The sequence below is a fragment of the Cedecea sp. AS113 genome (assembly GCF_037152415.1).
Classification (GTDB): domain Bacteria; phylum Pseudomonadota; class Gammaproteobacteria; order Enterobacterales; family Enterobacteriaceae; genus Cedecea.
The window spans coordinates 103,857-119,224 of record NZ_JBBCMI010000010.1 but is presented as its reverse complement, the minus strand read 5'-3'; the positions used below and the strand labels follow the sequence as shown (position 1 = coordinate 119,224).

At 56.8% G+C, this 15,368-nt stretch carries 10 protein-coding genes; 7 read left to right on the top strand and 3 right to left on the bottom strand.

The genetic code is table 11. From position 1 onward, the window contains the following. Window positions 1-112: 112 nt before the first annotated feature. Window positions 113-775 carry an OmpA family lipoprotein gene (locus WFN87_RS13880; protein WP_336983218.1) on the top strand — a complete coding sequence of 221 codons (663 nt, stop codon included), beginning with the start codon at window positions 113-115 and terminating at the stop codon, window positions 773-775. A gap of 171 nt (window positions 776-946) precedes the next feature. Here WFN87_RS13880 and bcsG read toward each other — a convergent pair whose 3' ends face one another. The 3 genes from bcsG to bcsE are packed head-to-tail and all read right to left on the bottom strand — an operon-like array spanning window position 947 to window position 4,375. After that, window positions 947-2,629 (bottom strand): cellulose biosynthesis protein BcsG, encoded by a 1,683-nt coding sequence (gene bcsG / locus WFN87_RS13875; RefSeq protein WP_336983217.1) that lies wholly within the window; start codon window positions 2,627-2,629, stop codon window positions 947-949. Next, window positions 2,622-2,816, bottom strand: coding sequence for a cellulose biosynthesis protein BcsF (gene bcsF / locus WFN87_RS13870; RefSeq protein ID WP_008460596.1), 195 nt, complete (start codon window positions 2,814-2,816; stop codon window positions 2,622-2,624). Before bcsF ends, bcsG begins: the two co-directional genes overlap by 8 nt. Next, window positions 2,813-4,375 carry a cellulose biosynthesis protein BcsE gene (gene bcsE / locus WFN87_RS13865; RefSeq protein WP_336983216.1) on the bottom strand — a complete coding sequence of 521 codons (1,563 nt, stop codon included), beginning with the start codon at window positions 4,373-4,375 and terminating at the stop codon, window positions 2,813-2,815. Before bcsE ends, bcsF begins: the two co-directional genes overlap by 4 nt. Window positions 4,376-4,548: 173 nt before the next feature. Between bcsE and bcsR the strand changes: the two genes are divergently transcribed. The 6 genes from bcsR (at window position 4,549) to bcsC (ending at window position 15,211) form a co-directional block, all read left to right on the top strand. Further along, window positions 4,549-4,734, top strand: coding sequence for a cellulose biosynthesis protein BcsR (bcsR, locus tag WFN87_RS13860; RefSeq protein ID WP_038483072.1), 186 nt, complete (start codon window positions 4,549-4,551; stop codon window positions 4,732-4,734). A 12-nt stretch (window positions 4,735-4,746) separates the two neighbouring features. After that, complete coding sequence (gene bcsQ / locus WFN87_RS13855) at window positions 4,747-5,481, top strand: cellulose biosynthesis protein BcsQ (RefSeq protein ID WP_336983215.1); 735 nt, start codon at window positions 4,747-4,749, stop codon at window positions 5,479-5,481. Further along, window positions 5,478-8,087, top strand: coding sequence for a UDP-forming cellulose synthase catalytic subunit (bcsA, locus tag WFN87_RS13850; RefSeq protein WP_336983214.1), 2,610 nt, complete (start codon window positions 5,478-5,480; stop codon window positions 8,085-8,087). The genes bcsQ and bcsA overlap by 4 nt, the downstream gene beginning before the upstream one ends. Window positions 8,088-8,226: 139 nt before the next feature. Further along, window positions 8,227-10,620, top strand: a complete 2,394-nt coding sequence (gene bcsB / locus WFN87_RS13845; RefSeq protein WP_336983213.1) for a cellulose biosynthesis cyclic di-GMP-binding regulatory protein BcsB — start codon at window positions 8,227-8,229, stop codon at window positions 10,618-10,620. 5 nt (window positions 10,621-10,625) lie between these two features. After that, window positions 10,626-11,732 (top strand): cellulose synthase complex periplasmic endoglucanase BcsZ, encoded by a 1,107-nt coding sequence (bcsZ, locus tag WFN87_RS13840; RefSeq protein WP_008460608.1) that lies wholly within the window; start codon window positions 10,626-10,628, stop codon window positions 11,730-11,732. Then, the gene (gene bcsC, locus WFN87_RS13835; protein ID WP_336983212.1) at window positions 11,714-15,211 is read left to right on the top strand and encodes a cellulose synthase complex outer membrane protein BcsC; all 3,498 of its coding nucleotides are present in this window, start codon (window positions 11,714-11,716) and stop codon (window positions 15,209-15,211) included. Before bcsZ ends, bcsC begins: the two co-directional genes overlap by 19 nt. Window positions 15,212-15,368 lie beyond the last annotated feature (157 nt).

Genomic DNA, 15,368 nt, shown 5'->3' with positions numbered 1-15,368 from the left:
ATTTATGTTAACTATTCAGAATTCTTACCGGAATTTTCTACACGATTTGCCGTCATAATCAATCGCCGGGCGCATATCCGGCAAAGGATGAATAAGGATAGAAGGAAATAAGATGAAAAAACGCGTCATGATTATTGCCGCCGTCGTGTGTGGCACCTTAGCGGTTTCCGGCTGCACCACCAATCCGTACACCGGCGAAAGCCAGGCCGGAAAATCTGGCATAGGTGCCGGGATTGGCTCGCTGGTTGGGGCGGGCGTGGGGGCACTTTCGTCATCGAAGAAAGATCGCGGCAAGGGCGCGCTGATTGGTGCCGCGGCTGGTGCAGCGCTCGGTGGCGGGGTAGGCTATTACATGGATGTGCAGGAAGCTAAGCTGCGTGACAAAATGCGTGGAACCGGCGTGAGCGTGACCCGTAGCGGCGACAACATCGTGCTGAATATGCCGAACAATGTCACCTTCGACAGCAGCAGCGCCACCCTGAAACCGGCGGGTGCCAATACCCTGACCGGCGTGGCGATGGTGTTGAAAGAGTACCCCAAAACGGCGGTTAACGTGGTCGGTTATACCGACAGCACCGGCAGTAACGAGCTGAATATGCGCCTGTCACAGCAGCGTGCAGACGGCGTAGGAAGCGCGTTGATTACCCAGGGCGTTGAGGCCAGCCGTATTCGCACCACCGGCGCAGGCCCTGTGAACCCGATCGCCAGCAACAGCACCGCGGATGGTAAAGCTCAGAATCGCCGCGTAGAAATTACCCTGAGTCCTTTGGGCTAACGTAATGTCCGGCAGTGGGCTTAGCAGCCTCTCGATATGACGTCTTTTTCTTTCAGGAATCCATCTCGCTGAAGAGTTAGACTTATTGCAGTTGTTGCACTGTATTTTCGATTTTCGCCATAAAAAAACCGGCGCATAAGGCACCGGTTTTTGGTCGTCTAAACACAAACGTTATTGCGGATACGGTACCCAGTCACCCCCGCTCAGGCGGACATAAGGCTTATCCTGATACTTCAGTACCACTGCCGTTGAGTTTTCCGAAACCGGGGCGGTTTGCGGCAGATTGCTGGTGAGCGCGCTCCAGTCCACCTGGTCGGCAACAAAGTTTTTGCCGTCCACCGAGCGGGAAACCAGTTCTGAAATCGCCAGATAGCTGCTTGGCTGGTTGATTTCAATGGCGTCGCCGCTGTGTGGCGTTTTCATTCCGATGAATTTCACGCCTGCCGGCACGTGGGTGATGTCAGGACTCGGGATGTCACGCAGTCCGGAAACCTGCATTTTATCTCCTTTCAACGCCGCGCCGTGCTCCGGCACAATCACCACCATGACTTTGCGGTTCGACTTCTCAAGCTCGGTCAGGAAAGAATCCAGCTGATCGAACAGCTTCTGCGCCCGCGCCTTATAGTCGGCTGTTTTGCTGTTGCCAGGGTAATGGTTACCGTCGTGCAGCGGCACCAGGTTGTAGAAGGTGGCCGTGCGCGGGTTCGCGCCGTCATTTTGCTCACCCTGCAGCCAGCGCTGCAGTACGGCGGTGTCGTCGTAGATTGGCGAATTATCAAATGCCAGCAGATTGCTCGGCAGCCCGCTTTGATCCATCAGTGGGACCTGAATCCCGCCGTTTTCCCGCACTTCTTTCAGGAAGTTACCGAATACCCCGTTGTGGTCCATCATCAGTTGCTGCTTGAAGCCGAGACGGGCCAGGTCATCAAACAGATAGCATTGATTGCCGGCGGGTTCATAAAGCCCTTTGTGAGACGACTGCCCGCAGCTCGCGCGGAGCAGGCGGATAGCCGCCGGGCCGCTGTAGGAGGTCGCCGAGTTGAAGTTCTTGAACAGAATATCGAAGTGTTTCCACAGCGGGTGCGAGCTGAGGCCTACCGCCTCGATGTCGGACCATGAGAGGGAACAAATATTGATGATCAGCAGCTCAAAGGGCTGTGCGTCAGCGGGCAGTGCGTCCGGGAATTTGGTCTGCCGTTTGGCTTCGCTGGCGTAGAAGTTGTTCAGCCAGGCGGTAATATTGTCGCTTGTCGGCGGGGCCGTTTGTGCCGGAATATCACCGGAAACCGGTGCTGCCGTACTGGCGGCGGCCGTTGATCCGGCGGTACCGCTGGCGCTGGTGGAGGCCGTTGTTTGTGAGGCGGAGGGCAGTAAAGAGATAGCCGGGCCGGCCACCGTCAACACGTTGAGCCAGACCAGGATAGCCACGACAAACACCGTGACGCGCAGCCACTGGGAAACAAAAAGCCAGGCAACCAGCAGCACAAACGCCGCGCCGATCATTTGCCAGTTAATAAAGCGGGTTACCAGGTCGAGAAGATAGTCCGCACTGAAGCCAACGACCTGGCTCCCCTGGCTCATCATGCTGTCGAGGCCGGGCAGCCAGGTATCGTGCCAGAAAAGGCCGATCCCCACGGGAAGAGCTATCCAGTTACGCAGTTTGTGCAGCTTCAGCGGCGGCAGCGGGAATAACAAAAAGGCAAGAAAGACCAGGTTCGCCAGCGGGTGAAAATTCAGGTAACCGGTCCATAGCAAACCGAACTTCAACAGGAAGTAGTAGTTCCAGCCACCCAGACCACGCCAGTACTGCAGAAAATGAGCCGGCGATTTTGCCGTTTGAGAGTGATTAGTCATGTTGATGGTCTGCCCTGGCGGAAGGTCGGCGTAGCGTCCCGGCCGGTTTAACGTAGCGTGGTTTTAAAAACATCAGCCGCACCGCGGCGGTAAAGCGGGGAAGCCAGCGGTGAGCGGTATAGCCCAGCGGAAAAAAAACTATCGCGCAAAGCACGACGAGCTGAATGATGTCGGTGATGTTCATCATTGTGTCTGTTCCCTCGGGGTGTCATCCAGCAGCGTCACAGGCGTGGGCTGCCTGCGCCAGCTATGCCCTTCGTGGCTGGCATGGCGAACGCTGTTCAGGTCGAGCGTGGCGGCCAGCGGTTTTACCCATTTTTCCGGGCGCATGGCCTGCATTTGGAGTATTTCGGCGGCGATTTGGCTGTCTTCAAACCACACCATGCGGTTGGTGAAAAGGTCGTTCACCGGCAGCGGGAAAATATGGTTCAACGCGGTATCGAGATCGTTAATACGGCAGAAGGAGAGGAACAGCATCAGCCGGTTTTCTCCGATGGTCACGATATCGCCCATGCGGTTTGGACGGCATAACGTCAGCGCCTGCTCAACGCGCAGGCCCGGCACCGGGCGCAGTGCGACCATCACGCCTTTGCCATCCTCCGGCAGCAGGGCGTTGTTCATCAGCGTCCCGATACCGTTGCAGAAAACGTCCCATTTCTGATATCCGCGCAGTTTTAGCGGCTGCATCTGGTCGATGAGCACGGTAATGTCTTCGGGGACATGGCGAGTGAATTTCACACCCTGCACGCTTTCGATCATCGTCAGGCAGCGTGAAAGCGGGGCGTTCCACGGAATAATTAGCGTTGCCCCGCAGCCCAGCAGAAGTCGTTCATCGGTGGCTCGCAGGCTGGCCTGGTTTTCCCGCACGATCAGTTTCAGCGCGCTGCCGCGCTGGCGGCGGAGGGCGTGAATTTGGCGGGCGATACTGTTGATTTGGCTATTCTGGGTGAGCGAGAAAATAATTGTGGCGGCCTGTGCAGTTCGCGCGGCGTCAAACAGTTGCTCATTGTTTTCGAAGAGCTGCCAGTTTTCCGACAGGGCAGGAGCACCTTCCAGAACAGCAATGTGGCTGAGGACGCTTTTTTCATCGCTGCGCGGCTGAGGCGCGCTTTCGGCATCCTCTACAACCTGCCATGCCCCGTTTTGCCAGTGGACGTTGAGCTGCTGATCGGCAGTAACGCCTTTTTCATTACACCAAAAGGCGATGTCATAGCGATGGATATCGCTTTGCGCCCGCAGGCTGGCAAGCCCGGAAAGACTGCGATGCTCGCTGACTAATAATGAGAATTGTTTATCATTGTTATTTCCAACATTAACAAAAAGCAGACTGCACTTATTGCGTTTAGTCCATTTTCCCATTACGGCGAGCCAATGACGTAAATCCTCTGGGGAAATATTTTCCCAGACGTTATCTGAGCTTAAAAGTATAAAAAAGTAGTGCTCAGGATTAATACTGCACATGAGATCGCGGCGCAACGCGTTGAGCCCATTGATGGATGAGGGCATGGTAAAAAGGCGTACTTTTTCTGGCCCTTTAGTCGGATCGAGCTTTATGGCTTGCCCAGACTTTGCTGACATCGAAATGACGGCAACCTTTGCCGTCGATTGTTGGGAAACAACTGTTTGATTAACAATACTTATTGCATCATCCTGACTTTCTACGTTCAGCCACCAGACGCCGCCTGTGGGCATGTGGTTCAATTCGTTCCACAACGAACGGAAGCCAAGCGAAAATATGGGTTCCATGGCGTCCCCTGGAGATAAATTAGTATGTATGTCAGTTTACTAGCGTAAGCTGAGAAAGAAACCTACCATTGAAAATAAACAGCATCAGTTTTAGCATTGTAAAACATTTTTCGTTTTCCTGGCATTTGCCGTTATCACTGCTGACGAAACCTGACCAAGAGATGACAACTAAAATGCAAGATGAAGAGACTGGCAATGCTCAGGAAAACAAGCTTGTTTATGCCTTCCAAAATGATTTTCTGGCGCTGAGTAAAGCATTTTCACTGCCCGAAATAGATTACACCGATATATCGCAGCAGGAACAACTGGCGGCGGCAATTAAACGTTGGCCGCTGCTGGCTGAATTAACGCAACAATAGGGAGTAGGCCTGATGGCTGTCATTGGGTTGCAAGGGCTGCGTGGTGGCGTAGGGACGACGTCTATTACCGCGGCGCTTGGTTGGTCGTTGCAGCAACTTGGGGAATCGGTGCTGGTGGTGGATATCTCGCCAGATAACCTGCTGCGTCTGTTTTATAATATTGATTTCGCAGAGCCAAAGGGCTGGGCGCGGGCCATGCTGGATAACGAAGACTGGCGCAAATGTGCATGGCGCTATACCAGCCATCTCGACGTGCTGCCGTTTGGCCAGCTCAGCCCGGCTGAGCATGAAACGTTCGACACGGTGGAAAAAGCCCTTGGCAACTTCAGCCATTTTCTTGCCGACCTGAAAGCGAGTCAGCGATACCAGTGGATATTACTGGACTTGCCCCACGGCTTTAACGCCCTGACCCGCCAGATTTTAGCGCAAACTGACAGCGTGGTGACGGTGGTTAAACCGGACACCAACTGCCATATTCGTTTGCACCAGCAGGCTTTGCCTCAAGGGGCGCATATTCTGGTGAACTATCTGCAGGTGGCCAGTCAGCTGCAGGATGATATCTACCAAATTTGGCTGCAAAGCCAGCGCACGATGATCCCCATTATTCTTCACCGGGATGAGGCGATGGCCGAAAGTGCGGCGGTAAAACAGCCTCTGGGCGAATACCGTCCGGATTCATTGATTGCCGAGGAAATCATGACGCTCGCCAACTGGTGCATGTTGAACCTCGCAGGGAAGAAGGCATGAGTCATCTGGCCTCCTGGCTGTTACTCCCCGCTGCCAGCCAGCGGCTGGGTGAGCGTTATCGTACTTTTCGCCGCAACGGTGCCCCGATGTTCAGTGCGACGCTGGGCTGCATCGTCTTGATTCTTGCCTGGGTTTTTCTGCCGCTTGAAGCCCCCCGCTGGCAGCGCATACGCGCCGGGCATGACCAGTTCTACCCGCATATCAATCCAGACAGGCCGCGCCCGCTGGACGTGGTGCGTTATGGTATCCAAAGCCTCTGGTTGTTGCTCCGCGCCAGTAAGCAAGCCGGGCGCCCGCGGGTACGCTCTTTTGGCCGGATGCAGGCCTGGCGTGAAAGCTGGCACGGCTGGCTTGATAAACTGCCGGAAAACATTAGCAACCGGACGCAGCATCTCGATGAAAAGAAAGAATTAAGCCATATCAACCACACAGCCCGGCGGATCATTCTGGGCGTGATTGTTGTGTTTTCGGCCATTCTTGCCCTGCTTTGTATTACCCAGCCGTTTAACCCGCTGTCACAGTTTATTTTCCTGATGCTGTTGTGGGGCGTGGCCCTGATCGTTCGGCGTTTACCGGGGCGTTTCTCTGCCTTGATGCTGATTGTGCTGTCGCTCACCGTATCCTGTCGCTACATCTGGTGGCGCTACACTTCGACCCTGAACTGGAACGATCCGCTCAGCCTCGTCTTCGGTCTGGGGCTGCTGTTTGCCGAGACCTACGCCTGGCTGGTGCTGGTGATGGGGTATTTCCAGGTGGTGTGGCCGCTTAACCGCCAGCCGGTGCCGATGCCAAAAGACATAAGCACCTGGCCGGTGGTGGATATTTTTGTGCCGACCTACAACGAAGAGTTGCACGTCGTGAAGGGGACAATTTATGCCTCACTGGGCATTGACTGGCCGAAGGACAAGCTGAATATCTGGATTCTGGATGACGGCGGGCGAGACGAGTTTAAGCAGTTTGCCGATATGGTCGGGGTCAATTATATCGCCCGTCCGACGCACGAGCACGCAAAGGCGGGGAACATCAACAACGCGCTGAAGCACGCGAAGGGCGATTTTGTCGCTATCTTCGACTGCGACCACGTGCCCACACGCTCCTTCCTGCAGCTAACCATGGGCTGGTTCTTCAAAGAACAATCGCTGGCGATGATGCAGACTCCGCACCATTTCTTCTCGCCCGATCCGTTCGAGCGCAACCTGGGGCGTTTCCGTAAAACGCCTAACGAAGGGACGCTGTTCTACGGCCTGGTGCAGGACGGGAACGATATGTGGGATGCCACGTTCTTCTGCGGCTCTTGTGCGGTGATTCGCCGTGGCCCGTTGGATGAAATTGGCGGTATTGCCGTTGAAACCGTGACCGAAGATGCCCACACATCGCTGCGTTTGCACCGCAGGGGCTATACCTCGGCTTACCTGCGTATTCCGCAGGCTGCGGGGCTGGCAACGGAAAGTCTTTCCGCGCACATTGGGCAGCGTATTCGCTGGGCGCGAGGGATGACGCAGATATTCCGTCTCGATAACCCGTTCTTCGGCAAGGGGCTGAAGTTTGCCCAGCGGCTCTGTTATGCCAACGCCATGTTCCATTTCCTGTCGGGGATCCCGCGGCTTATCTTCCTGACGGCACCGCTGGCGTTCCTGTTGTTACACGCCTATATCATTTACGCCCCGGCCATCATGATTGCGCTGTTTGTTTTGCCGCACATGATCCACGCCAGCCTGACCAACTCCAAAATCCAGGGTAAATATCGCCACTCTTTCTGGAGTGAAATTTACGAAACTGTGCTGGCCTGGTACATCGCTCAGCCTACGCTGGTGGCCTTGTTTAATCCGCACAAAGGGAAGTTCAACGTGACCGCAAAGGGCGGGCTGGTTGAAAACGAATATGTGGATTGGGTCATCACGCGTCCGTACCTGATTTTAGTCCTGATTAACCTGCTGGGCGTTGCCTTTGGGGCATGGCGCTTCTTCTACGGCCCGGAAAACGAAGCGCTAACGGTGGTGGTGAGTCTGCTGTGGGTGTTCTACAACTTGATAATACTGGGCGGCGCGGTGGCCGTTTCCGTGGAAAGTAAGCAGGTCCGGCGAGCGCACCGTGTTGAAATCGCCATGCCGGCCGCGCTGGCGCGTGAAGATGGTCACCTCTTCCCGTGTACCGTGCATGACTACTCAGACGGCGGGGTAGGGATCAAGATTCATGGCCCGACTCAGGTGCTGGAAGGGCAGAAAGTGAACCTGCTGTTAAAGCGTGGGGCACAGGAGTTCTTCTTCCCGGCTCAGGTGATGCGTGTCTTTGGCGATGAAGTCGGCCTGCAGCTGGCGCAGATGACCACCAAACAGCATATCGATTTTATTCAGTGTACTTTTGCCCGCGCCGATACCTGGGCGCTGTGGCAGGACAGTTTCCCTGAGGATAAGCCGCTGGAAAGTCTGGTGGATATTCTCAAGCTTGGATTCCGGGGTTACCGGCACCTTGCGGAGTTCGCTCCACCGTCATTGAAGTTTGTTTTCCACGCGATCACCACGCTGGTGGACTGGATTGTGTCGTTTATTCCGCACAGCCCGACGGCCAAACCAGCAAAACGGCGGACTTTGTCTGCCCTGGCTTAACGAAATTGCTCACCAAAAGGGAAAAAGCGTGATTTTTCCCTCTTTGTAGCCGGCAACTGAAATCACGAATTGATGTTCTCTGGTGTTTCTTCTTTCGCCTGAGGTTTGTCAACAGCTTGATTAATTTGATGATAACGCGATGAAAAGAAAAATATCCTGGTTTTATGCAGCGGCGGTAGGCATCAGCGCCCTGCCTGTTACAGTGGCAAATTCGGCTGATTCGACGCCGGCTCCGACGGTTCCTGCCGTGGCGACGGCAAATCAGGCAGTGGTTACGCCTGCGCCGGTTTCAACCGAGGCGATCGTTCCCGCGACGCCCGCTGGCAGCGCCCCGACGGTTGGGCAAGTCTTACCGGGCGTACCTGGCGCAAATGCGCCCATCGTCGCCGAAAATGTGCCCTCCCGCGATGTGAAGCTGAATTTTGCGCAAATTGCGCCGCCGCCGGGCAGCATGGTGTTGACCGGCGTGAACCCGAATGGCGGGGTAGAGTTTGGGATGCGTCGGGATGAAATCGTCTCGAAAGCGCTGCTGAACCTGGAATATACCCCTTCACCTTCGCTGCTGCCGGTGCAGTCGCAGCTTAAAGTCTATCTTAACGACGAGCTGATGGGCGTCCTGCCGGTGACCAAAGAGCAACTGGGCAAAAAGACCTTTGCACAGGTGCCGGTTGACCCGCTGTATATCACCGACTTTAACCGCGTGAGGCTGGAGTTTGTCGGCCACTACCGCGACATCTGCGAGAATCCGGCCAGCACCACGCTGTGGATGGATGTCGGTCGCAGCAGCTCGCTGGCGCTGACCTACCAGCGCCTGCCGGTTCAAAACGATCTGTCGCATTTCCCGGTGCCTTTCTTTGACTCGCGAGACGATCGCCCGCTGACGCTGCCTGTCGTTTTTGCTGCCAGCCCGGATATTGAACAGCAGCGTGCCGCCGGGATTGTCGCCTCGTGGTTTGGTTCCCGTACCGCATGGCGTGGGCAGAGCTTCCCGGTGCTCTTCAATCAGTTGCCGGCCAGCAACGGGATCGTTTTTGCGACCAACGATAAGCGCCCGGACTTCCTGCGCGACCATCCTGCCGTGCAGGCGCCAACCGTTGAGATGATGACCCACCCGGATAATCCGTACGTCAAACTGCTGGTGGTGATGGGCCGTGATGATAAAGACCTCGTGCAGGCGGCAAAAGGCATTGCCCAGGGGAATATCCTGTTCCGCGGCAGCAGCGTCACCGTGGATGACGTGAAGCCCTTGCAGCCACGCGAACCTTACGATGCACCAAACTGGGTGAGAACTGACCGGCCGGTAACGCTGGGCGAGATGAAAACTTACCAGGAGCAGTTGCAGTCCAGTGGCCAGGAGCCGAGCGCCATTAGCGTGACGATGAATCTGCCGCCCGATCTCTATCTGCTGCGCAGTAACGGCATCGATCTCAACCTGAAGTATCGCTACACCGCACCGGCGATGAAAGACAGCTCGCGCATGGACATTAGCCTGAACAACCAGTTCCTGCAGTCGTTCAACCTGACGCCGAGCGAAGAGAACAATAAGCTGCTGCTGCGCCTGCCGGTGCTGCAGGGCCTGCTGGACGGCAAAACGGATGTGTCGATTCCCGCGCTGCGTCTGGGCGCCGCCAACCAGCTGCGCTTTGACTTCTCGTATATGAACCCGATGCCTGGCGGCTCGATAGAGAACTGTATTACGTTCCAGCCGGTCCAAAACCACGTCGTGGTGGAAGATGAGTCAACCATCGACTTCTCTAACTATCACCACTTTATTGCCATGCCGGATCTGCGCACCTTTGCGAATGCGGGCTTCCCGTTCAGCCGCATGGCCGATCTCTCGCAAACTATCGTGGTGGTCAGCAAAGAACCTAACCCAGCTCAGGTGACTGCGCTGCTGGACGCGCTTGGCACCATTGGTTCACAAACCGGCTTCCCTGCCGTAAACGTGGGCCTGACGGATGATGGCAGCACCATCCAGGGCAAAGATGCGGATATCATGATCATCGGCACTATTCCGCCAACGATGAAAGATGACAAACGTATCGATCTGCTGGTTGAAGCCACGCAAAGCTGGGTGAAAACCCCGGTTCGCCAGACTCCGCTGCTGAACGGCGTTTCCGATCCCAAAGATCGCGCGGCGGATACGCAAACGGAGGTCACCTCCAAAGGCGCCATGGCCGCGATCGTCGGCTTCCAGTCGCCGTATAACGACCAGCGCAGCGTCCTTGCTTTACTGGCTGACAGCCCGCGAGGTTACGAGCTGCTGAACAATGCGCTCAACGACAGCGGCAAACGGGCGGCGATTTCCGGCTCGGTAGCGGTGATTCGTGAATCCGGTGTGGATAGCCTGCGCGTCGGCGATATTTACTATGTGGGCCACCTGCCGTGGTTCGAGCGCATCTGGTACGCGCTGTCGAACCATCCGGTGCTGCTGGCTATCTTCGCCGCGATAAGCGTCGTGCTGTTGGCCTGGGTGCTGTGGCGTATCCTGCGCATCCTTAGCCGCCGCCGTATCGATCCAGAAGACGAGTAATTACGATGAAAATCAGCGCCGCACTGCTGATGGTCGGGCTGATGCTGACAACCGTTTCCGGGCAGGCCGCCTGTAGCTGGCCTGCCTGGGAGCAGTTTAAAGCCAGCTATGTCAGCGACCAGGGCCGGGTGATCGATCCCAGCGATGAGCGCAAAATCACCACTTCTGAAGGGCAGAGCTACGCGCTTTTCTTTGCGCTGGTGGCCAACGATCGGGCGATGTTCGACAAGCTGCTGCTCTGGACGGAAAACAACCTCGCTCAGGGGGCGCTGAAAGACCATCTTCCCGCCTGGCTGTGGGGCAAAAACGACAAAGATGCGTGGACGGTTTTAGACAGCAACTCCGCCTCCGATGCCGATATGTGGATTGTCTGGAGCCTGCTTGAAGCGGGGCGTCTGTGGCATGAGCCTGCCTATAGTCGCCTCGGTGAAAAGCTGCTGAAGCGCGTGGCGAAAGAGGAAGTGATTAAAATCCCGGGGCTGGGATTTTCACTGTTGCCGGGGAGAGTGGGGTTTAATCATTCTCCTGACTGGCGGCTGAATCCAAGCTACCTCCCGCCGCAGGTACTGCAGCGAATGGTGCGTTACCGCGGCCCGTGGTCGGCCATGCAGGTGGCAAACCAAAGATTACTGCTTGAAACCGCACCCAAAGGATTTTCACCCAACTGGGCCGACTGGCGTGAAGGCAAAGGCTGGCAGTTCCAGACCGACGACGCCCGCAGCGGCAGCTATGACTCAATCCGCGTCTACATGTGGATTGGCATGATGGCCGACGACGCACCGCACAAAGCCGCGCTGCTGAAGGCCTTCCAGCCCATGGCAGATATCACCATCAAACAAGGTTTGCCGCCGGAAAAAGTCGATGTGCAAACCGGCAGCGTTCAGGGCAATGGCCCAGTGGGATTCTCCGCCGCCATGCTGCCTTTTTTACAGGATAGCGAAGCGCGGGACGTGCAGCGTCAGCGGGTGAAAGATAATTTCCCCCAGGCTGATGCCTATTACAGCTATGTTTTAACGCTCTTTGGTCAGGGATGGGATCAAAATCGTTTTCGCTTCAATTCTCGGGGTGAATTAATCCCTCGCTGGGGTCAGGTATGCGCAAGTTCTCATTAAGTTTCGTCACTCTCTCATTGGGCATGGCGCTGATGCCGATGGCTCAGGCCGCGTTGACGCCCCAGCAGCAGTTGCTGGAGCAGGTGAGGATGGGTGAGGCCAGCAAACGCGAAGATATTGTGCGTCAGTCGCTGTCCAGGCTGGAGCTGATGGCACCGGACGATCCGGACGTGATTGCGGCCCGCATGCGCTACCTGCTGCGCCAGGGGGATAACGCCGGGGCGAAAGCACAGCTTGAGCGTCTGGCAAAACTGGCCCCCGGTTCTGCCGAATATAAACAGTCGCAGGTTACGATGATGCTGACCGGCGCGGATGGCCGCCAGCAGCTGCAGCAGGCCCGTTTATTAGCGACCAGCGGGCATACCGAACAGGCTATTGCCGCCTATGAAAAGCTGTTTGACGGCAATCCTCCCGAAGGGGATTTAGCGATTGAATACTGGATGCTGATGGCGAAGCGCCCGGCAACCACCAACCAGGCGATCGATAAACTGAAAGCGCTGGATGCCGCTGCGCCGGGGAACGGCGAACTGCGTGGCAATCTGGCGCGGCTGATGTTTGCCAACGGCCGCAGCGCCGAGGCTTATCAGGTGCTTGAGCAAATGGCGAAATCCAACGGCAGCCGGGAAGACGCGGCGGCTTTATGGTATGGCCAAATCAGCAACTTACCGACAGGGCCACAAAGCGTCGCGGCCCTGCAGCGTTTTCTTAATGTCTTTACCGAAGGCGATACGGTGGCCACCGCGCGTGACAGGCTGGCGCAGCAGCAAAAACAGTTGTCTGACCCGGCTTTCCTCGCCCGGGCAAAAGGGCTGGAAGACGTGGGCGGTGGTCGCGGGAACCAGGCCATTCCGCAGCTGAAAGAGGCGTTAAGCTCGAAGCAAAACGATAGCGAAGTGGTTGGCGCCCTGGGGCAGGCTTATTCTCAGCAGGGAAAACGCGCCCTCGCGGTACAGCAGTTTAAGAAAGCCATTCAGATGGACCCGCAAAGCGACAACCGGGGCAAGTGGGACAGCTTGTTAAAAACCAACCGCTACTGGCTGTTGATTGAACAAGGTGATGCTCAGCTCAAAGCCAATAACCCGGACGCCGCGCTGCAGAAGTACCAGCAGGCGCAGAGGGTGGATAACACTGACAGCTACGCGGTGCTGGGCTTTGGCGATGTGGCCGTTGCCAAAAAAGATGATGCCAGCGCGGAGCGTTATTATCAGCAGGCGCTACGCATGGATCGCGGGAACAGCAACGCGATTCGTGGCCTGGCGAACGTGTACCGCCGCCAGTCGCCGGCGCGTGCAACGGCGTATATTCAGAGCCTTTCGGCCAGCCAACGCAAAAGTATTGATGATATTGAACGTAGCCTGGCCGGCGAGCGGCTGGAGCAGCAGGCCACTGCGCTGGAAAGCCAGGGCCAGTGGGCAAAAGCGGCAGAGATCCAGCGCCAGCGGCTCAAACTCGACCCGGACAGCGTGTGGATCACCTACCGCCTGTCGAACGACCTCTATGCCGCCGGAAAACACAGCGAGGCAGACAGCCTGATGCGCGGCCTGGCCCAGCGTAAACCCGGCGACCCGGAGCAGGTCTTCGCTTACGGCCTTTATCTCTCAGGTAATAACCACGATGCGGCGGCGCTAAGCCACCTTAATACGCTGCCCAAAGCGCAGTGGACCGACAATATTCATGAGCTTGCAGACCGGCTGCAGTTTTACGAAGTGATGCAAACGGCTAACCGGCTGCGGGACAGCGGCAAAGAAAAAGACGCCATTGCGCTGCTTCAGCAGCAGACGCCGTCCGATCGCGTCGACTTAACGCTCGCCGACTGGGCCGCCGAACGTGGCGATCGCCCCACGGCGAAAGCGCAGTATCAGAAAGTCCTGCAGCGTTCACCCGGCAACGAAGATGCGCTGTTGGGGTTAACCGAGGTGCTGATTGCCGAGGGGGATAAACCTCAGGCCCGCGATCTGCTAGCGAAGCTGCAGAAAGCACCTGCAGGTGAAACACCGTCCATCAATACGCAACGCCGCGTGGCGAACGCCTGGGCTGCCCTGGGCGACAACGAAAAAGCCGCGCAAACCTACGCGCCAATTCTGGTTGCGGCGAAAAGCCAGCCGCCGTCGATGGAAAGCGCGCTGGTGATGCGTGATGCCGCGCGTTTCCAGGCCGCCAGCGGCCAGCCGCAGCAGGCGCTGGAGACTTACAAAGACGCTATGGTCTCCTCGGGGGTTGCCCAACAGCGCCCGCAGGATAACGACACCTTCACTCGCCTGACCCGCAACGATGAGAAAGACGACTGGCTGAAGCGGGGCGTGCGCAGCGATGCCGCCGATCTTTACCGCCAGCAGGATGTAAACGTGACGCTTGACCACGAATACTGGGGCTCAAGCGGCACGCCAGGTTATTCCGATCTGAAAGCACATACCACGATGCTGCAGGTGGACGCTCCGCTTAGCGACGGGCGGATGTGGTTCCGTACCGATATGGTGAATATGAATGCTGGCTCGTTCAAAGATAACGGCGGGGGTTACAACGAGCGCTGGGGCACCTGTGCGGAGCACAACTGTTTCGGCAACACAAATCAGAGTGGCAACGGCGCAAGCGTGGCCGTTGGCTGGAAAAACAATACCTGGCAAACGGACATTGGCACCACGCCGATGGGCTTTGACGTCGTGGATGTCGTGGGTGGCGTGAGCTACAGCAACGACCTCGGGCCTATTGGCTATACCGTCAATGCGCATCGTCGGCCTATCTCCAGCTCGCTGCTCTCCTTCGGCGGGCAGCGGGATCCGAATACCAATAAAGTGTGGGGTGGCGTTCGCGCTAACGGCGGCGGTATCAGCCTGAGCTACGACAAGGGCGAAGCTAACGGCGTCTGGTCCAGCCTGAGCGCGGACACGCTGACCGGTAAAAATGTGGCCGATAACTGGCGCGTGCGCTGGATGACGGGCTACTACTACAAGCTGATTAACGAGAATAATCAGCGGCTAACCGTGGGCCTGACCAATATGGTCTGGCACTACGAAAAAGACCTCAGCGACTACTTCCTCGGCCAGGGCGGCTATTACAGCCCGCAAAAATACGTGTCGTTTGCCGTACCGGTCATCTGGCGTAAACGCACTGAAAACTGGTCCTGGGAACTGGGCGCTTCCGGCTCCTGGTCTTACTCCCACAGCAATGCTGGCCAGCGCTATCCGCTGCGTAATCTCGTGCCAAATAACACGAACCCCTACCCGGACGATCCAGAGGGCTACCCGGACCGCAATGACACCTTCTCGGGCAGCAGCAGCAATGGTTTCGGTTATACGGCCAGAGCGCTGGTTGAACGGCGGATCAACTCGCACTGGTCAATCGGTGCCGGGATTGATATTCAGCAGGCCAAGGACTACACCCCAAGCCACGCGTTGATTTTCGTGCGCTACTCCATGGCGGGCTGGCAGGGCGATATGGATATGCCGCCGCAGCCGCTGGTGCCTTACGCGGACTTCTGATTAGCGGTGACGCAGAGCGGCGGGTTAGCCCGCCGTTTGTGTTTTTTTACTCAGAATTCGGCGCAAAGTTGCCCATAAATGCAGAATTACCCGATTCTCCTGAGGTCAGGATTACAAAGAGCGGCAATGCAGTATACTCTGCGGGCATAAGAATATC